The organism is Hyphomicrobiaceae bacterium (assembly GCA_041397645.1).
GTDB lineage: Bacteria > Pseudomonadota > Alphaproteobacteria > Rhizobiales > Hyphomicrobiaceae > Hyphomicrobium_B.
The window spans coordinates 899,822-917,263 of sequence record JAWKWE010000004.1 but is presented as its reverse complement, the minus strand read 5'-3'; the positions used below and the strand labels follow the sequence as shown (position 1 = coordinate 917,263).

At 59.5% G+C, this 17,442-nt stretch carries 19 protein-coding genes; 8 read left to right on the top strand and 11 right to left on the bottom strand.

The features are described 5' to 3' along the window. Positions 1–48: 48 nt before the first annotated feature. The 7 genes from rimM to R3D51_04180 all read right to left on the bottom strand — a co-directional run bounded on the left by rimM (position 49) and on the right by R3D51_04180 (position 6,059). Entirely contained in the window at positions 49–654 is a 606-nt protein-coding gene (rimM, locus tag R3D51_04210) for a ribosome maturation factor RimM (GenBank protein ID MEZ5898679.1), read from the bottom strand. A 25-nt stretch (positions 655–679) separates the two neighbouring features. Further along, positions 680–1,249 (bottom strand): helix-turn-helix domain-containing protein, encoded by a 570-nt coding sequence (locus tag R3D51_04205; GenBank protein ID MEZ5898678.1) that lies wholly within the window; start codon positions 1,247–1,249, stop codon positions 680–682. A 146-nt stretch (positions 1,250–1,395) separates the two neighbouring features. Beyond that, positions 1,396–1,773 (bottom strand): 30S ribosomal protein S16, encoded by a 378-nt coding sequence (rpsP, locus tag R3D51_04200; protein ID MEZ5898677.1) that lies wholly within the window; start codon positions 1,771–1,773, stop codon positions 1,396–1,398. 68 nt (positions 1,774–1,841) lie between these two features. Further along, positions 1,842–3,443, bottom strand: a complete 1,602-nt coding sequence (ffh, locus tag R3D51_04195) for a signal recognition particle protein (GenBank protein ID MEZ5898676.1) — start codon at positions 3,441–3,443, stop codon at positions 1,842–1,844. An 8-nt stretch (positions 3,444–3,451) separates the two neighbouring features. Beyond that, a complete protein-coding gene (locus tag R3D51_04190) occupies positions 3,452–4,096 on the bottom strand; it encodes a glutathione S-transferase N-terminal domain-containing protein (protein ID MEZ5898675.1) in 645 nt (214 codons plus the stop codon). A 219-nt stretch (positions 4,097–4,315) separates the two neighbouring features. Then, entirely contained in the window at positions 4,316–4,864 is a 549-nt protein-coding gene (locus R3D51_04185) for an acyloxyacyl hydrolase (GenBank protein ID MEZ5898674.1), read from the bottom strand. A gap of 379 nt (positions 4,865–5,243) precedes the next feature. Beyond that, a complete protein-coding gene (locus R3D51_04180; protein ID MEZ5898673.1) occupies positions 5,244–6,059 on the bottom strand; it encodes a DUF2189 domain-containing protein in 816 nt (271 codons plus the stop codon). A gap of 296 nt (positions 6,060–6,355) precedes the next feature. On the opposite strand from R3D51_04180, the gene dapF reads away from it, so the two are divergent. The 6 genes from dapF (at position 6,356) to R3D51_04150 (ending at position 11,805) form a co-directional block, all read left to right on the top strand. After that, on the top strand, positions 6,356–7,192 hold the full coding sequence (gene dapF, locus R3D51_04175; GenBank protein MEZ5898672.1) for a diaminopimelate epimerase: 837 nt from the start codon (positions 6,356–6,358) through the stop codon (positions 7,190–7,192). Between the two features lie 56 nt (positions 7,193–7,248). After that, positions 7,249–8,529 (top strand): tRNA (N(6)-L-threonylcarbamoyladenosine(37)-C(2))-methylthiotransferase MtaB, encoded by a 1,281-nt coding sequence (gene mtaB / locus R3D51_04170; GenBank protein ID MEZ5898671.1) that lies wholly within the window; start codon positions 7,249–7,251, stop codon positions 8,527–8,529. Next, entirely contained in the window at positions 8,526–9,722 is a 1,197-nt protein-coding gene (gene ftsY, locus R3D51_04165; protein ID MEZ5898670.1) for a signal recognition particle-docking protein FtsY, read from the top strand. Before mtaB ends, ftsY begins: the two co-directional genes overlap by 4 nt. A gap of 58 nt (positions 9,723–9,780) precedes the next feature. Continuing rightward, complete coding sequence (locus tag R3D51_04160) at positions 9,781–10,419, top strand: septation protein IspZ (protein MEZ5898669.1); 639 nt, start codon at positions 9,781–9,783, stop codon at positions 10,417–10,419. An 18-nt stretch (positions 10,420–10,437) separates the two neighbouring features. Continuing rightward, positions 10,438–11,061: a septation protein A gene (locus tag R3D51_04155; GenBank protein MEZ5898668.1), complete on the top strand. Its 624-nt coding sequence runs from the start codon at positions 10,438–10,440 to the stop codon at positions 11,059–11,061. A gap of 279 nt (positions 11,062–11,340) precedes the next feature. Continuing rightward, positions 11,341–11,805, top strand: a complete 465-nt coding sequence (locus R3D51_04150; GenBank protein ID MEZ5898667.1) for a MarR family transcriptional regulator — start codon at positions 11,341–11,343, stop codon at positions 11,803–11,805. A 71-nt stretch (positions 11,806–11,876) separates the two neighbouring features. Here the strand turns inward: R3D51_04150 and R3D51_04145 are convergent, their stop codons facing one another. Then, positions 11,877–12,908, bottom strand: a complete 1,032-nt coding sequence (locus R3D51_04145; protein ID MEZ5898666.1) for an aspartate-semialdehyde dehydrogenase — start codon at positions 12,906–12,908, stop codon at positions 11,877–11,879. Between the two features lie 186 nt (positions 12,909–13,094). Here R3D51_04145 and R3D51_04140 point away from each other — a divergent pair, with 186 nt between their 5' ends. Continuing rightward, positions 13,095–13,562: a hypothetical protein gene (locus tag R3D51_04140; GenBank protein ID MEZ5898665.1), complete on the top strand. Its 468-nt coding sequence runs from the start codon at positions 13,095–13,097 to the stop codon at positions 13,560–13,562. A gap of 34 nt (positions 13,563–13,596) precedes the next feature. Here R3D51_04140 and R3D51_04135 read toward each other — a convergent pair whose 3' ends face one another. Further along, positions 13,597–14,385 (bottom strand): hypothetical protein, encoded by a 789-nt coding sequence (locus R3D51_04135; protein ID MEZ5898664.1) that lies wholly within the window; start codon positions 14,383–14,385, stop codon positions 13,597–13,599. A gap of 148 nt (positions 14,386–14,533) precedes the next feature. Then, a complete protein-coding gene (gene leuB / locus R3D51_04130) occupies positions 14,534–15,649 on the bottom strand; it encodes a 3-isopropylmalate dehydrogenase (protein ID MEZ5898663.1) in 1,116 nt (371 codons plus the stop codon). 207 nt (positions 15,650–15,856) lie between these two features. Here leuB and R3D51_04125 point away from each other — a divergent pair, with 207 nt between their 5' ends. Then, positions 15,857–16,798, top strand: a complete 942-nt coding sequence (locus R3D51_04125; protein ID MEZ5898662.1) for a M23 family metallopeptidase — start codon at positions 15,857–15,859, stop codon at positions 16,796–16,798. Positions 16,799–16,849: 51 nt separating this feature from the next. Here the strand turns inward: R3D51_04125 and R3D51_04120 are convergent, their stop codons facing one another. Continuing rightward, the gene (locus R3D51_04120; protein ID MEZ5898661.1) at positions 16,850–17,431 is read right to left on the bottom strand and encodes a DUF4337 domain-containing protein; all 582 of its coding nucleotides are present in this window, start codon (positions 17,429–17,431) and stop codon (positions 16,850–16,852) included. Between the last annotated feature and the right edge of the window lie 11 nt (positions 17,432–17,442).

Genomic DNA, 17,442 nt, shown 5'->3' with positions numbered 1-17,442 from the left:
CTCCGGATCGTTCCGGGGCGGCTTTCGTCTTTCCACGACTGCTGCGGACTATGATGTGGAGACGTCTTCTCCACTGTCCTCTTCGCCGTGGCCGCCGTCCTCGGCGGCTTCTCCAGAGGCAGGTTCGGCCTCCCCTATCATTTCGGGCTCGACCAGCACGACATATCCGGCGGCGACGTCGATGTGGGGAACATTGGCGTCGGTAAACGCAACGTAGTCGGTCTGCTTGGTTCCTGCTTTTCGCACTTCGAGCAGATCACCGGCACCGAAATTTGCCACCGCCACGATCTCGCCGACGACCGCGCCACCGGCGTTTCGCGCTTCGAGCCCGATGAGATCGGCGTGATAGAATTCTTGCTCTTCGGTGGCGGGAAGCTGGGCGCGCGAGACATAAAGATCGGTGCCACGCAAGCCTTCAGCCTGATTGCGGTCGTCCACGCCGTCGATCCGCGCGATTACGCCTTTGGGGGTTACCCGCAGGGATTTTATTTTGAAGGTTCGCTTGCCGGACTTGTCGGTGAGCGCGCCGTAGTCCGCAATGGCGTCCGGATCGCTTGTGTAGGTGCGCAACATCACCTCGCCCCGGATGCCGTGCGCGGTAGCGATGGTGCCCAACAGGACGCGGGTGGGTGGCTTGTCATCTTGGCTGGTCATGGTTGCCGGTCATGCACCGCGCAGATCAATTCGGCAAGGGGCCGAGGAAGCTCAACTCGACCACGATGGGCTGCCCGGCGATGTCGATGGTGGAGCGTGAAACGGGATTGGCTTTGGCGACATTGCAGGTAACGTCGAATTGCGCTCCCTCGGGGCCGGCCTCAAGGCCGTTAATCAGTATTCCATCAGGAGGCACATCGAGCGTCATCGTCATGATGTTCAACCCCCGTCTGCGATCGAAGCGGTAGTGGCCGTTGAATACGGTGCCGTGGCGGTCTGAGCCAAGGATCTTGCCGCTGCGTAGAACCGCCAGCGCATGATCGTACTCTTCATCATTCAGCGCGCGATAGCCGATGCGATAAAGGCCGTCGTCCAATCGCTTTTCAGTGTTTTGCAACCTCTCCAGTTCGGCCTCGCGTACTTTGTCGTCGGTGGCGAGAAGCAGACGGAGGTAACCGGCAACAGCACCAGGCAGTACCTTGTCGCCTCTGGCCCATTGGTTGACTGTGCGCGCGGACACGTCAAGTAACTGAGCCAGCTCAGATTGACTCAAGCCAAGTTTACTCAGTGTCGGCTTTAAATTGTTTCGGTTCATGCAAGGCGACGTCCACAGCGCCTTCGCAGGCATGGGGTCGAATCTATAAGAAATACGAGGCACAATGCATGCAAAAAGTGCCTCGAACAAGTGTCCGGGGCACTTCAATTTTCTAATGCGAAAGCAGGGGGTTCGCCGTGGTCGCCTTACGCGGCTTCGCCACCGGCAGACGCTGCTTCGGCTGCCTTGGCTGCCTTCTCGGCTTCGGCCGCGGCGCGCTCTTGCGCCTTCTTCTTCGGCTTCGCCTTCTCCGGGTTATTGGTCGCGGTGCGCTTGGCGAGGCCCTTGCCGTCGAGCAGGCGCAGAACGCGATCGGTGGGCTGGGCGCCGACTGACAGCCAATGCTTCACGCGCTCTTCCAGAAACTTCGCGCGCTCGGGATCGTCCTTTTTGAGCATCGGATTGAAGGTGCCGATCTGCTCGATATAGCGGCCGTCGCGCGGGCTCGTGGCGTGGGCCACGACGACATAGTAGTACGGGCGCTTCTTGGAACCGCCGCGCGAAAGGCGGATCTTAACTGCCATTTGTCTTCTCCTGGTTGTCTTTGTTCAGAGTTGTTCGAGTTCAGATTTTCAAGTCGTCAGTGCTGTCGTCACTTTTTCTTTTTCGGAAGAGCGGGGAATTTCGGAAATCCCCCCCCTAAGCCCGGAAGGCCACCGCCCATTCCGGGTATTCCCTTTGGCAGACCCAGGCCGGGCAGCCCCTTTGCAGGTGTGCCCGAGCCGCTCTTGAGCCGCTCAAGCTCCTGGCGTGCGTCCTCGGGCAGCTGTTCAAGCGCCTTGGGATCGAGACGCGATAGTTCGGCTTGCATCGCGGCCAGTTCGTCGGCACTGGGTGCGCCGCCCATGCCGCCGCCGGGTAGACCCATCATAGAGGCCATCTTGCCCATCATGCCTTTGTTGCGGCCCATCTGCTTCATCATGTCGGCCATCTGCATGTGCATTTTCAGCAGCTTGTTGATGTCCGCAGGCGTGGTGCCCGAGCCGGCTGCGATGCGCCGCTTGCGCTTGCCGTCGAGCACCTTGGGATTGCGCCGCTCCTTCGGCGTCATCGAAGAAATGATGGCGCGCTGATGCTTGAGGGCCTTGTCCAGGCCAGCCTCGTTGATCTGGCCCTTGAGCTTTCCAACGCCGGGCAACATGCCCAGCACGCCGCCCATGCCGCCGAGCTTTTCCATCTGGCGAAGCTGTTCGGCCATGTCTTCCAGGTCGAACGCGCCCTTCTTCATCTTCTCGGCGATCTTGGTCGCCTTCTCGACGTCGATGGTCTCCATGGCCTTCTCGACGAGCGAGACGACGTCGCCTTGACCAAGGATGCGGCCGGCAATGCGCTTGGGATCAAAATCTTCCAGCGCATCCCACTTTTCGCCGACGCCGAGCAGCTTGATCGGCTTGCCGGTGACGGCGCGCATGGAAAGCGCGGCGCCGCCGCGGCCGTCGCCGTCCGCGCGGGTGAGAACGATGCCGGTCACGCCAATGCGTCCGTCGAAAGCCTTTGCGGTGTTGACGGCATCCTGGCCGGTAAGCGCGTCGGCAACGAGAAGGATTTCATGCGGTTTCATCGCCGTCTTGATGTCCGCGACCTCGTCCATCAGCTCTTCATCGACGGTCACGCGGCCGGCAGTGTCGAAGATCACGACGTCATATCCGCCGTTGCGTGCAGCTTCTTCCGCCCGGCGCGCAATCTGGATCGGTGTCTGCCCAGCGATGATGGGGAGCGTCGCAACGTTGGTTTGCTCGCCAAGGACGCGCAGTTGTTCTTGAGCGGCCGGGCGGCGCGTATCTAGCGACGCCATCAGCACCTTCTTCTTGTCGCGATTGGTCAGCCGATAGGCGATTTTCGCAGTCGTCGTCGTCTTGCCTGAGCCCTGCAGGCCGACCATGAGAATGCCGACCGGAGGCTGAGCTGCGAGGCTAATGGGATCTGCATTTGATCCCAGCATTGCGGCCAGCTCGTCATAGACGATCTTGACGACCATCTGACCGGGCTTGATCGAGCGAAGCACCTCCGCGCCGACAGCCTTGGCCTTCACCTTCTCGACGAAGTCCTTGACGACGTCGAGCGCCACGTCTGCTTCCAGCAGCGCGCGGCGAACTTCACGCATGGCATCGTTGACGTCCGACTCCGAGAGCGCGCCGCGCCCGGTCAGCTTGTCGAGGACGCCCGAAAGGCGATCTTGCAACGTCTGGAACATGAACCCTCTTACGCTCCTGCGACGCGCAGAACGTTGTAGTCGACCATGACGTGGGCCTCGTATGCGGGCCTCTTTGCAAGGCGTGCGGCCCAGGCTTCGACATTGGGGAGCTTGGGCCGCGCAATCGGCAGCTCGTAGTAGCGATACATCAAGGCGCCTGAGGTGATGTCCGCCATGGTCAGCGCGTCACCCAGGATATAGGGGCGGTCCGCCAGCACGCCATCGAGGATGGCCAGTCTTTCTCCCGCTCGCGTCGCGGCTGCCGCGATGGCGTCGTTGTTGCGGGTGGCGGCCGGAGTGCGGACCAGTCCGAGAAAGATCGTCCCGATGAGATCCGGATAGAGCGTCGTGTCGGCCCAGGTCATCCACTGGTCGGCGCGCGCGATATCGGCTTCGCTGCCGGGCAGAAAGCCGCCAGCGCCGTACTTGTGCGCCAGATAGCGCACGATGGCAGCGCTTTCCCAAAGGGTGAGGTCGCCGTCTTGCATCGTCGGCACGAGGCGGTTGGGATTGAGGGTCGCATACTCGGGCTTATCGACGACGCCATAAGCGCCGCCAGCGTCTATCCGCTCATGCGGAATTGCGAGTTCCGCGATCGTCCACATGACCTTCTGGACGTTTACCGATGTCGTGCGGCCCCAAACTTTCAGCACTCTTGTCGCTCCACTCGCGCTGGTTGAACCCAACGCGCAAAACAAAAACGCACCCGGGAGCGCTTCGCGCTGCCGGATGTTGACCCCCTTGCCTCCCGGGCGCTTCCGTTTGGGAAGTCCCATGTGCAAGGCGGCGGCTCTGGATGTCAGGGCCGTCGGAATGGCCGTGGTATGGGGGAAAGCGGCCAGGAAGTCAATGCGCAGGCGGCCGCGGCGGCATCAGAACCGATAGCCGTAGCGAACGCCGATACGGTCCAGGCCCTCGTTATACTCCATCGTGTAGGCGTTGGAGGTGTGCTCGAAATAGACGGAGAGGTCGTTGTGTTCGTCCAGATGGATGCCGACTTCAGCCGGAATGTGAAAAAGAACACGAGATCCCAGCCACTTAGCATTTGGATCGGGTGGGCCGGTTTCGCCGTCGTGGATGGCGGCGCCAAGGCCAATGCCGAAAAACAGCCGGTCACAGTCGATCTGCCAGCGGGCGTCTGCATAAACGTGGCTGGTGTCGCCGTTGGTATTGATGGAGGCGCCGACGACAGGGCGGATGGCTCCGCCAAACACCATTAGCGCCGGCTTGAATTGGGCCTCGAAATTGACGTCGACCCAACGGTCTTCGACCGAGAACCCGCTCCACAGGTCGGGGACGTCATGCGCCAGAAAACCGAATTTGAAGGCGTAGAGAAAATCATCGGCCTGCGCTGGGGCAACGAAGGCGCTCCACAAGGACACGCCAAGCGCCAGGGCGCACGCTGGAACAAACTTTTTCATCTAGGGCCGCATGAGTTGCGCAACTGCAATTTTCGCAACCTGCTCCGCTTTGCGAGGCTCAGCAAGACAGCGACGGACATTGTCTGCGACCGATGCGCGGCAACATCAGTTGTGCTCGCCTTGGTGCTTTTCCTTCATACGCTCAAAGGCGCGTGCGAGGGCAAAGACACGGCGCTGGCGGTAGCGTTCTGGCGGCGTAAGCAAAATGCAACCGACGCAGATGCAGGGACGGCGGATCCCAGTATAGGCCAACCCCAGCATAGAACGCGGAGGGCCTGCGGCTGCCGGAGAATAACCAGCGGCCGGTTCAGCGGCAGACGGCTGCCGAACGTAATAGACGGGGCGGCCGACGAACTGCCGCGCCCGCCGTCGGAACGGGCTAAGATGCCGTGGTGGCACGCGTTTCCTCCGCGGGGGCCACCGCTTTGCGGTAGATGTGCCAGGTCGTGTGGCCCAGGATCGGCAGTACGACAATAAGGCCGGCGAACAGGGAAACCAGCGACAACGCCAAGTGCACTCCGATGATGATGGCCCAGATCGCCATCGCCCACGGGTTCTTCAGCACAGTTTTCACGCTCGTCACCATCGCGGTCACGAAGTCGACGTTGCGGTCGAAAAGCATCGGGAAAGAAACGGCCGAGTACGAAAATACGATGCCCGCCAGGACCGCGCCAACGAGGTTGCCGATGGTCAGGAAGACCCAGCCCCGCGACGTCGTCAGGATCTCGTTGATCAGGTTATCCGACGTTCCTCCGCCAAAGCCCATGAAGGCGAAGAACAAGAACGCGGCGATGTCGAGCCAGATGATGAGGGTGAAGACGGTGACAACCGCCATCCAGCCCAGCTCCCGGCCTGAAACCGCTTTGACCGAGCCCAGAACGGCCTGCCACGATAGCGGTTCGCCGCGTTCAAGGCGGCGGCTGACGTCATAAAGGCCTGTAACCGCGAACGGTGCAAACAGGGCAAACCCCGTGGCCATCGGATAGGCCAGATAGGGATGGTCGAAATAGTAGACGAGGCTAATCAGCAGCCAGCCGGCGAGCGCGTAGAATGCGCCGAAAAACAATCCATATTTCGGAGCGGCGCGAAAATCGCGGATGCCCTGGTCGAGCGCATCCAAGATGTCAGTCGGCGTCAACCGATTGACCTCGGGCCAACTGGCCCTCTCGGCCCGCTGCGTGGCTTGAGTAGCCATAACCATGCGACCTCTCTCTTTAATCTTTCCGTCGCCCCCCGCGCAGGGTGCGGCGCAAATTCAAACATTGTCAGACATTGACCGGCCGGATCACGACAACATGCCGCATCGCATTGCAACGCTCAAGTGGCGGAACGTTCAATGAATCTTTTGTGCTACATCAGACTTGTGCCGAATGGCGGATCTCATTGAGGCGGGGCGGCCCCGACGCCACATGCCGTCTTTCAATTGTTTTTTGCCTATGCCCGGCCATATAAGAGCCCATGATCGGCGCGCCCCCTCTCAGATATGTGAAGATGAATGGTCTTGGGAACGAGATCGTCGTCGTGGATTTGCGTGGAACCTCAAAGGTTTTTACCGAGGACGAAGTCCGCGCCATCGCAGCCGACAATGACGCCCATTTCGATCAGATGATGGTGCTCCATAGCCCCCGCAAGGACAGTAGCGATGCCTTCGTGCGGATCTACAACGCTGATGGGTCTGAGGCTGGAGCTTGCGGCAACGGAATGCGCTGCGTTGGCTGGTGGATGGCGCAGGGCCGCGCCAACAAACAGTTCAAGGTCGAGACGTCCGCCGGACTTCTCGACATCGATGCGCGCGATGGCACGACCATAACCGTCGACATGGGCGAACCACGGTTCAACTGGCAGGACATCCCGCTGGCTGAGGAGTTTCGCGACACCCGCGGCATCGAGTTGCAGATTGGCCCGATCGACAACCCCGTGCTCCACTCGCCCTCGGTCGTCAACGTCGGCAATCCGCACGCGATCTTCTGGGTGGACGATGTGATGGCGCATGATCTGGGGCGTCTGGGTCCAATGCTGGAAAACCACCCGATCTTCCCCGAGCGCGCCAACATCTCGCTTGCGCACGTGACGGCGGACGATGCCATTACGTTACGGACATGGGAGCGCGGCGCTGGGCTGACGCGCGCATGTGGCTCGGCCGCATGTGCAGCGGCGGTCTCGGCGGCCCGCAAGAAGCTTACAGGCCGCAAGGTCACCGTGACGCTGCCCGGCGGACCGCTTCAGATCGAGTGGACGGCCAACAACCGTATATTGATGACCGGCCCGACCGAGTTCGAGTACGAAGGATTTGTGGGCCAGGGCCGGTCGGCCCGTGCACCAGCCTGAGCGGCCTCGCGTCGAAATGCAAAGCCCTGAAAGAAACACCAACCAGCAGACCAAACGTGACTGCCAGATCTGAAAATTCAGACCCTACCGTCATTACGCTCGGTTGCAGGCTCAATGCCTACGAATCGGAAGTGATGCGTCGCCATGCGCGCGAGGCGGGGCTGGAGCAGGCAGTGATCGTCAATACGTGCGCGGTGACGAGCGAGGCCGTCCGCAATGCCTCGCAGACAATTCGCCGGATCCGCCGCGAGCAGCCCAATGCGCGCATCATCGTTACGGGATGCGCCGCGCAGGTGGAACCAGAACGCTTCGCCGAGATGGACGAGGTCGATCACGTCATCGGCAACGCCGAGAAGATGAAGGCGGAAACGTTTGCGGGGCTGATGCTGCCCGATACCGAGCGCGTCCAAGTCGACGACATCATGAGTGTTCGCGAAACAGCCTCGCACATGATTGACGGTTTCGGCGCGCGCGCACGCGCCTATGTGCAGGTTCAGAACGGCTGCGATCATCGTTGCACGTTCTGCATCATTCCCTATGGCCGCGGTCCGTCCCGCTCCGTGCCTGCGGGTGAGGTGGTGGGCGAGATCCGCCGCCTGGTCGAAAAGGGCTTTCCAGAGGTGGTTCTGACCGGCGTGGACATCACATCCTACGGCCCCGATCTGCCCGGCGACATGACGCTCGGCAAGCTCGTGCGTCAGATCCTCAGGCACGTGCCAGACTTGAAGCGGCTTAGATTGTCCTCCATCGATCAGGTGGAAGCCGATCCGCATTTGTTGGCTGCTTTCGCCGATGAAGAGCGCCTCATGCCGCATCTGCATCTGTCGATGCAGGCGGGCGACGACCTGATCTTGAAGCGCATGAAACGCCGCCACGGTCGCGACGATGCGATCCGCTTCTGCGAGAACGTGCGCCGTATGCGTCCTGGCGTCGTGTTCGGCGCGGATTTGATTGCGGGCTTCCCCACCGAAACGGAGGAGATGTTCGCGCGCTCTCTCGACATCGTGGATGCGTGTGGTTTGACCTTCCTGCACGTTTTTCCGTTTTCGCCTCGCAAAGGTACGCCGGCGGCGCGCATGCCGCAGGTTGCGCGCACGACGGTGAAGGAACGTGCCGCGCGATTGCGCGCCAAGGGCTCGGATGTGCTGGAAACCTATTTGAGCACCCAAGCCGGGCAGCGTTGTGAGATCTTGATGGAGCGCGATTGCGTCGGACGCACACCGCAATTCGCTGAAGTGGATGTTTCAGGCCGTGAGGCGTTCCTTGCGGGCGAGATCGTCAAGGCCCGCATCACGGGGCGTAATGGGGATAAATTGATTGGTGAGGTCTTGGCGTGAGCGAACCTGAAGCGAAACGCAAAGGTCTCTTTGGCCGCCTGTTTGGCGGTAAGACGCAAGAGGCGACCGAACCAGACGCTCCTGTGCAAGTCCCACCCGCGCCAGACACTGTGGGGCATGAGTCTGTGACCAACCGCGCCGCCGTTGATGCGGTGGAGCAGGAAGATGCGCAGGCTTCGCAACTTGCTTCGCCAGAGCAAGAAGCACCATCGCCCGCGCCGCCGCCTGCCGAGGCCGCGGCCAGCACTGCCGCTCCTACTCCTGTTGAACAGCCAGCTCCTAAACTTACATGGTTCCAGCGTCTCAAAGCCGGTCTCGGCAAGACGTCAGGCAAGCTTAGCGAAGGCATCACCGGGCTCTTCACCAAGCGCAAGCTCGATGCCGATACGCTTGAAGACCTTGAAGATCTGCTCATTCAATCCGACCTCGGCGTGGCCATGGCTGCGCGCATTTCGGGAGCCATTGGTAAGGGCCGCTTCGAAAAGGGCATCTCGCCCGATGAGGTGCGCGCCATTCTTGCTAACGAAGTGGAAAAGGTGCTTGCACCAATTGCAAAGCCGCTCACCGTCGACGTCAAGAATAGGCCCCATGTCATCATGATGGTTGGCGTCAACGGCACCGGCAAAACAACCACCATCGGTAAGCTTGCCTCGAAGTTAAAATCGGAAGGCAAGTCGGTGATGATGGCTGCAGGCGATACGTTTCGCGCCGCGGCCATCGATCAGTTGAAAGTTTGGGGCGAGCGAACCGGAACACCTGTGGTTGCAAGCGCGGTTGGAGCAGATTCTGCCGGGCTTGCTTACGACGCCTTGAAAAAGGCTCAAGACGCAGGCACCGACGTTTTGCTGCTCGACACTGCCGGTCGGCTTCAGAACAAGCAGGCCCTGATGGAAGAGCTCGAGAAAGTCACACGTGTTCTCAAGAAAATCGATCCATCGGCGCCCCACGACGTTGTGCTTGTTCTTGACGCGACGACCGGACAAAACGCGTTGCAGCAAGTGGAAGTGTTTGGAAAGCGCGCAGGCGTTACCGGCCTTGTCATGACAAAGCTGGATGGCACGGCGCGCGGCGGCATTTTGGTCGCAATTGGAGAAAAGTTTAAGCTGCCGGTGCATGCCATCGGCGTGGGTGAGGGGGTGGACGATCTGCAGCCGTTCGCGGCGGCGGATTTTGCCAGAGCGATTGCGGGTTGATATCCGCGCCAACGGCCGGGCAGGGCCGACGCTCAAAAGAGGAGAGACTGGAATTCACATGAGCAGATTGAAGAAGTTCTTTCCCTTCAATGCAGAGCAGACGATCAACATCCTGAGCGAGTTCGGGCCGCTCATTACGATGTTCGTCGTCAATGCCGTTGCGGGTATCGAAGCTGGAACGTGGGCTCTGCTGATCACGACCGTGATAGCGATCGGCGTGATGTTCTACATGTTTCACCGCCCGCCGTTCTTCCCGCTCATCGCTTCGACGGTAACGGTCGTCTTCGGGCTCATGACGATCGTCACGGGCGATCCGATGTGGGTTCAGATCAAGGTGACGATCTTCAACGCGCTGTTTGCGATTTTCCTGATCGGCGGCCTCATCATCAAGCGCAACTTCTTCAAGTTCGTATTCCACGAGACATTCCACTACACCGATGAGGGATGGAACAAATTCACTTGGAGTTTTGCGCTGTTCTTCATTTTTACGGCGGTGGCCAACGAATACGTGCGCCAGACTTATCTTGACGACCACCTCTACAAGATCCTGGGCTATACCATGAACGGCGTGAATGTCTGGATCCTGTTCAAGATTGCGATCATTCTGCCGTTGTCGGTGCTGTATGCTTGGTTGCTGACACGGTCTTTGCAGAAATATCGCTTACCCGATCCCCCGCCGCATTCGGGCGCTCATTGAGGTTGAGGTTTTTTCAGAATGCGTGAATCCGACGACAAGTCCGTAGTTTCCAACGAGCCGCAGTTCGACAAAGCCCAGGGCCTTAAGCTGCTCGTGGAGCTCGGTCCGCTGGTCCTGTTTTTTCTGGTCAACTGGCAAGCGGGTAAGCATCTGAGCGATCCCAAGCAGGCTATCTTTTGGGCCACTGGATGCTTCATGGCCGCGACGGTCGTGTCTCTGCTCGCCTCCAAGTATCTCTTCGGCAAGGTCGCGGTCATGCCCCTGGTGACGGGCGTGTTCGTGATGGTCTTTGGTGGGCTGACGCTTTATCTTCAGGATGAGCAATTCATCAAGATGAAGCCCACCATCGTGAACGCTATTTTTTCGGCGTTGCTGTTTAGCGGTCTCCTGATGGACCGGATCTTTCTCAAAATGGTGTTTGGCGACGTTATGCGGCTCACCGAGCCAGGATGGCGCAAGCTGACGATTCGGTGGGCCCTGTTCTTTGCTTTTCTGGCGCTTCTCAACGAGATCGTTTGGCGCTTTTATTCAACCGATACTTGGGTCACGTTCAAAGTGTTCGGTATTATGCCGCTCACTATGGTTTTTGCTATGTCCCAGATCGGCCTGCTGAAGAAGTATGAAGAAAACCCAAGTCATTAATTTGTATTAAATCTATCTGTGGGCAGAATAGCTTAATAATGTGGTCTTCGAACTGCTGTCCCGAATTGCTTCGCGGGTAGGAAAAATCTTACGAATGAAGTTACATCTGTGTAGACGTTCTAATCAAAGCTGATAATTTTTGTACAGATCTGCCACTTTTCGGCAGTCGTCGTCCGATGACGACCCTTTATCTGTGTAGATCTGAAATATTTCCAAGACAGCGACTCAAAACCTTTCGTACATTCGCCGTTATGGAATAGCACTTTCTTCGAGGGAGCAATGCCCAGAGAAATTTCGACGAATCGGTTGGATCGATCGCCGCTTCATCTCTTGCATCGGGTTGGGCAATGTGCAGCCGAGGTATTCCAGGCTGAACTGGGTCAGGGCGATCTGACGCCGCGCCAATATGCTGTTCTGCTTACGGTGTCCACAAACGAGGGCCTAAGCCAAACCCATCTGGTTGAGCGCACGGGAATTGACCGTTCGACGCTGGCCGACATCGTTCGGCGCATGCTGAAGAAGGGGCTCTTGCAGCGCCGCCGGACCAAGGAAGATGCCCGCGCCTACGCGGTGAAGCTCACCGACGAAGGTTGGCGGGTTCTCAAGTCGGCCGAGCCACTGGCGCGCAAGGTCGATGAACAGATCTTGTCCGCTCTGCCTGCTTCACAGCGCGAAAAGCTGCTTTCCGATCTCTACGCGATCATAGAAATCCTGGGGAGCGAACAGAGCCAGAAGGAAGCTTGAGACGGGACTCGTCTTTGAAGCGAAGATCGACGTGGATGCACGTCAATCCCGCTTGTTGAGAGAGCCTGGGATCAGGCTGCCGCCTTGGGCAGCAGCCTGCGCTCGATCATCGCTTCGGCGATCTGAACCGCATTGAGCGCGGCGCCCTTGAGCAGATTGTCGGAGACGATCCACATCGCAAGACCGTTTTCGACGGTCGCGTCCTCGCGAATGCGCGAGACAAAGGTATCGTATTCGCCAGCAGCTTCGACAGGCGTGATGTAGCCGCCAGGTTCCCGCTTATCGATGACCTGAATGCCAGGGGCCGCCCGCAGGATCTCGCGCGCCTCATCCGCTGAGATCGGCTTTACAAATTCGATATTGAGCGATTCAGAGTGGCTCACGAATACCGGCACGCGCACGCACGTCGCCGAGAGCTTGATCTTGGGGTCCAGGATCTTCTTGGTTTCCGCCAACATCTTCCACTCTTCCTTCGTGTAGCCATCCTCCATGAAGACGTCGATATGAGGAATGCAGTTGAAGGCAATCTGCTTGGGAAACTTCTTGGCATCGACCTCTTGGCCCGGAACGTATTTGCCCTTGGTCTGATGCCACAGCTCATCCATCGCGTCCTTGCCAGCACCTGAAACCGACTGATAGGTCGAGACGACGACGCGGGTAATCGTGGCTGCGTCATGGAGAGGCTTCAGCGCGACCACCATCTGCGCGGTGGAGCAGTTCGGATTGGCGATGATGTTCTTCTTGGTGTAGCCGGCGATGGCGTCGGCGTTCACCTCCGGCACGATCAACGGTACGTCCTGATCGTAGCGCCAGCACGAAGAGTTATCGATCACGACCGCGCCCTGTGCGCCGATCTTGGGCGACCACTCCTTGGAGACGGCAGAGCCCGCCGACATCAAGCAGAAGTCGGTGCCCTTGAAGTCGAAGCTTTCCAGGTCGCGGCATTTCAGCGTTTTGTCGCCGAAGGAGACTTCCGTGCCGATGGAGCGGCGCGAGGCGAGCGGAACGAGCTCGCTGACCGGGAATCTGCGATCGGCAAGCACATTAAGCATTTCGCGGCCGACATTACCCGTAGCGCCAACGATAGCGACCTTGTAGCCCATCCGTTAATGTCCTGTGAGTGCTGGCCTGGGACTCATCCCAGGCGGTTGCAACGTGGCGCTTCACTTACCCGTCACGGCAGAGCGGATCAAGGGCTGTGGGGTTGACCTAGAGCCGCATCAGCCCTTGTTTTGCGCCAATCTGATGTTTGTGTCGCAACAGCGGATTGCAAGGAGCGAGGCGTGTCCATGGTCAAAGGCGGGATCGGAAGATCAGGGGCAATTATGGCTGTTGCCTTCTTGAGCGCCGCTATGGCCGCTGTGCCCCGAGCTGTACGTGCGCAAGACGATACATGGCTCAGCAATGCCGAAATCGAGAGCCATCTCAAGGGTCGCACGCTGGACGGAATGTACGCCTCGGGCCGCCACTTCACCGAAAGCTACCTGGAAGGAGGCGTGCTGCAATACTCAGAGGATGGTTTGACCCTAACCGGCCGCTGGTCGGTGCGTTCAGGAACCCTGTGCACGATCTACGACACCGATCCCACCGGCGGTTGCTTCCGAGTTACGGCCTCTTCCCGCAATTGTTTGGAATTCTATTTTGTGACGCGGACCGAGGCGGCTGCGCCAGGATCGCCCGACACCAAGCCCGATTGGACGGCGCGAGGGGCTGTCGAAGGCAAGGCCGAAGCCTGCGCGGAAAGCGCCGACGTTTAAGCGACGTGTAGGGTCGTCTGTGCTTGCTGTCGCGCTAGCCGATCAGCCTTCCAAAGAGCAACGCCGATACTTTCACGACCGCGCCATCCTCAATTGTGCCAGCGATGATGGACGGATCGGCCAGAACGTCGATGGTTGCCTGCAAAGTTTCGACCAGCATCCACACGAACTCGCGACCCGAGGCCTCATTCGTGAAGACGTTGTGTTCGATAATCTTGCCGGTGAAGAGGACGGTGGAAGCCGGTATTTCGCTGGCGGCCGCTGCGCCTTCCTGGCTTTGCTCGGCTGCGAACAGCCCGATAGGGATGAACGCTTGGGCGGCGAACACCGGCTGTTCCAGCCCCTCGTGTGCCGCATAGTAGGTTTCTTCACTGGCGTAAGCTGTGATCTCGCGCGCAAAAGCGGAGAGCCGCGCCACATAGCTTCCCGGAAGCGTAGCTGCAGACGACAGCGCAAAATCCACCGCCTCGAACATGATCGGGAATCCGCCTTCGTCGCGGCTCTCTTCTTCTGGTTTGACCATCCCGTAAAGGGCGCCTTCGAAGGGGTTGTCGCCCTCGCGGCCGACGACCTGGGTGAGCGTCAACGGCACTTCGCTTTTGCCTTCGAAAAACGGCGTTAGCCCCAGTATCTCGACCTGGCCCTCAGGCGTCTGTCCAAGGTGGAACCAGATTTCTGCGCCCGAGCGTGAGCGCCAGATGCCGTAGTCTCCGGCAGGGCATGACACCTGATCTTGTGCCTCGGCCGCGCATGCGAGCATGGTCTCGCGGAACTTGTCCTCGCCATCGAACAAGAAGCCGATCGTTGAAAGATTGCTCGCCATGTACCCTCCCTCATCCGGCGTCCGAGGGGGCACTTATAGCGGGCTCAGGTGCAAGGGGCGAGCTTTGCTGCGCCCCTCGCGAGCCCACTTTCAAAACCGGCAACTGCCGCCGTGGCGCGGATTGTCGGCGGGCACGGCTGCTGCGTCCTCAGGCCACCAGCGCCTGTAGTTCTTTCTCGATGGCAGCGCCCATCTCGGACGTTCCGACCTTCGTCATGCCCGATTGCATGATGTCGGGTGTGCGCAGGCCCTTGTCCAGAACGTTGGCGATTGCCTTGTCGATCAGATCGGCTTCCTTGCTCATGTCGCAGGAATAGCGCAGCGCCATGGCGAAAGAAGCAATCGTTGCAATGGGATTCGCAAGACCTTTGCCTGCGATATCAGGTGCGGAGCCATGCACCGGCTCGTAAAGCGCCTTGCGCTTGCCGGTTTTGGGATCGGGGCTGCCAAGCGATGCGGACGGCAGCATACCGAGCGAGCCGGTCATCATCGCGGCCTCGTCCGATAGCACGTCGCCAAACAGGTTGTCGGTGACGATAACATCGAACTGCTTCGGGTTGCGGATAAGCTGCATGGCGCAGTTGTCCGCTAGGATATGCTCAAGGTGGACGTCGGGTGCGTAGGCCTTATGGGTCTTCGTGACGATTTCGTTCCACAGAACGCCGGTTTTCATGACGTTACGCTTCTCGGCGGAGTGGACCTTGTTGGAGCGCTTGCGAGCAAGGTCGAACGCGACTTTGGCAATGCGCTCGATCTCAGGCGACGTGTAGAGCTGGGTATCGACGGCGCGCTTATCGCCGTTCTCCAGTGTGACGATCTCCTTGGGTTCACCGAAGTATACGCCTCCGGTCAATTCGCGCACGATCATGATATCGAGGCCTTCGACCAGTTCGCGCTTCAGGCTCGAAGCATCGGCGAGCGCCGGGTAGCAAATGGCGGGACGCAGATTGGCAAACAGATCGAGGTCTTTGCGCAGACGCAGCAGGCCCGCCTCGGGGCGATGCTCATAAGGAACCTTGTCCCACTTGGGCCCACCGACCGCGCCGAAGATGACGGCATCGGACGCCTTTGCCTTGGCCATTGCTGCATCGGTGATCGCGACGCCGTGCTTGTCGTAAGCCGCGCCGCCGACCAGATCCCGCTCTACGGTGAAGCTGCCGCCCTTGCCCTTGGCATTGAGGAACGTGATCAGCCGCTCGACTTCAGCGATTGTCTCAACGCCGATACCATCACCGGGCAGAAGAAGCAGAGAGTGGGTTGCCATGGGAGTCCTTCGCGATCTTCAATAGAATTGGGAATTTCGAGCCGGCTAGTGCTAGCCTCTCAACGTGAGGGCTGCAAGCGAGGCCGTATTCAGACGGCACTTTGGCGCAGAGGGGCGATGATGGTGACAGCATCAATCCGGACGGCATTGTTATTAATAGTATTTTGCGCCGGAGCGATGCGCGCGCGGGCTGGAGAGGGCCTCGAGTTGTCGCTGCCCATCAATTGCGAACCCCATCGCACCTGCTTCATTCAAAGCTATATGGACGTCGATCCTAGCTCCGCCGCCAAGGACTACGCCTGCGGCGGCGCCACCTACGACCGGCACAACGGCGTTGATTTCCGCGTCTTGTCAGCCAAAGCCACTGAGAAGGGCTTTGCGGTTCTAGCGGCCGCGGACGGCGAGGTGAAAGCTCTCCGCGATGGCGTCGCCGACATCTTTCTGCGGGATAACAAGCCAGACGTGGTGAAGGGGCGAGAGTGTGGAAACGGAGTTGTGCTCTCGCATGCCGACGGTTGGGAGACGCAGTATTGCCACCTGCGGAATGGTTCGATTTCGGTGAGCCGACGACAGCAGGTCAAACGCGGCGAGAGATTAGGCCTTGTGGGCTATTCGGGAATGGCTGACTTCGCCCATGTCCACCTCACGGTGCGCCACAACGGCAAGATCGTCGATCCGTTTTCGCCCAATGCGCCGGAGGGCAGTTGCGGCCTGAACACGAAGGATCCCGGCCTTTGGCAGCCTGCGGCCATTGCCCATTTCAGTTATCGCAACGGCGAGATTATCGGCGCGGGGTTCACCGAAAGTCCGCCTGAACTCAATAAGCTCGAAATGGACGACACGGCGATCGTGCCGTTACGGACCGACAGTCCCGCATTGTTGTTCTACGCCCGCTTTATCAACTTGCTCGCTGGCGATCGGGTTCGGCTCGTGATCAACGGACCCGGCGGGCCTCTTGTCGAACAATTGTCGGCGCCCTTGGACCACAACAAGGCGACGTATTTTTCGTACGCGGGCAAGCGCCGGCGTGAGGCACCCTGGCAGCCGGGTCGCTATGAAGGACGAGCTGAAATCGTGCGCGATGATGCGGTCGCGGGGGCGACCGTTGAGATCATCGACTTGGGGGCTGCCGGCGCGGCGGCGCCGTGATTTGTCCGTGCAGGACCGGCCCCAGCCGTGCGCGTTATGCGATAGGCGCGCCTAGAATGGCATTGGAAAGAGTAAGGTGAAGCCCCCGATCGTCGAGAGCAATCCGAGCGCGCCGATGGTCATGCTGACGAACAGAAGGAAGTTACCGCCCGAAATGATAGCGACCGATGCCAGCACGATCGCGATTTGTAGAAGAGCCTGACCGTAGTCGAAATAGGGATCGCGCTTTAGAGCATCGTCGCGCTCTTTCTCCAGAGCTTTGCCTTTTTGCCAAAGTTCATCGAGACCCTCCATGCGCTCCTTATCGCTGGTCAGCTTGGCATCCTGGGCTTTGTAGTCGGCGATGCGCTCGGTCACCTTCTTGCGGAGGTCCTCGCTCATGCTCGTCTCCATGGCGAGTCTGAGTTCAAGATCGTCGGCTTGAAGGCGCAGCGCCTGACGGCGGGCATTCTTGGCCTGAAAGAAAGCCCAGGTATTTGCCGCTTCAATGTTCTTTATCGTGGCGTCCTTGGCGGCATTGTCGCCGCCCATGCTGCAAATTGCGAGCATGACGGCCAGAATGCCGATATAGACGCCAATATATTTCTCGCGGTTGGAAAGGCTTTTACTGTCAGCTAATTCGTCGATCGCCATGGTGCACCCCT

Excerpts from the sequence above, each read along its gene's own strand:
- R3D51_04205 (MEZ5898678.1), bottom strand. The coding sequence starts at position 1,249 with ATGAACCGAAACAATTTAAAGCCGACACTGAGTAAACTTGGCTTGAGT.
- R3D51_04120 (MEZ5898661.1), bottom strand. The coding sequence starts at position 17,431 with ATGGCGATCGACGAATTAGCTGACAGTAAAAGCCTTTCCAACCGCGAG.
- R3D51_04145 (MEZ5898666.1), bottom strand. The coding sequence starts at position 12,908 with ATGGGCTACAAGGTCGCTATCGTTGGCGCTACGGGTAATGTCGGCCGC.
- R3D51_04185 (MEZ5898674.1), bottom strand. The coding sequence starts at position 4,864 with ATGAAAAAGTTTGTTCCAGCGTGCGCCCTGGCGCTTGGCGTGTCCTTG.
- rpsP (MEZ5898677.1), bottom strand. The coding sequence starts at position 1,773 with ATGGCAGTTAAGATCCGCCTTTCGCGCGGCGGTTCCAAGAAGCGCCCG.
- R3D51_04180 (MEZ5898673.1), bottom strand. The coding sequence starts at position 6,059 with ATGGCTACTCAAGCCACGCAGCGGGCCGAGAGGGCCAGTTGGCCCGAG.
- R3D51_04155 (MEZ5898668.1), top strand. The coding sequence starts at position 10,438 with ATGCGTGAATCCGACGACAAGTCCGTAGTTTCCAACGAGCCGCAGTTC.
- ffh (MEZ5898676.1), bottom strand. The coding sequence starts at position 3,443 with ATGTTCCAGACGTTGCAAGATCGCCTTTCGGGCGTCCTCGACAAGCTG.
- dapF (MEZ5898672.1), top strand. The coding sequence starts at position 6,356 with ATGAATGGTCTTGGGAACGAGATCGTCGTCGTGGATTTGCGTGGAACC.
- R3D51_04150 (MEZ5898667.1), top strand. The coding sequence starts at position 11,341 with ATGCCCAGAGAAATTTCGACGAATCGGTTGGATCGATCGCCGCTTCAT.
- R3D51_04160 (MEZ5898669.1), top strand. The coding sequence starts at position 9,781 with ATGAGCAGATTGAAGAAGTTCTTTCCCTTCAATGCAGAGCAGACGATC.
- R3D51_04140 (MEZ5898665.1), top strand. The coding sequence starts at position 13,095 with ATGGTCAAAGGCGGGATCGGAAGATCAGGGGCAATTATGGCTGTTGCC.
- rimM (MEZ5898679.1), bottom strand. The coding sequence starts at position 654 with ATGACCAGCCAAGATGACAAGCCACCCACCCGCGTCCTGTTGGGCACC.
- R3D51_04135 (MEZ5898664.1), bottom strand. The coding sequence starts at position 14,385 with ATGGCGAGCAATCTTTCAACGATCGGCTTCTTGTTCGATGGCGAGGAC.
- leuB (MEZ5898663.1), bottom strand. The coding sequence starts at position 15,649 with ATGGCAACCCACTCTCTGCTTCTTCTGCCCGGTGATGGTATCGGCGTT.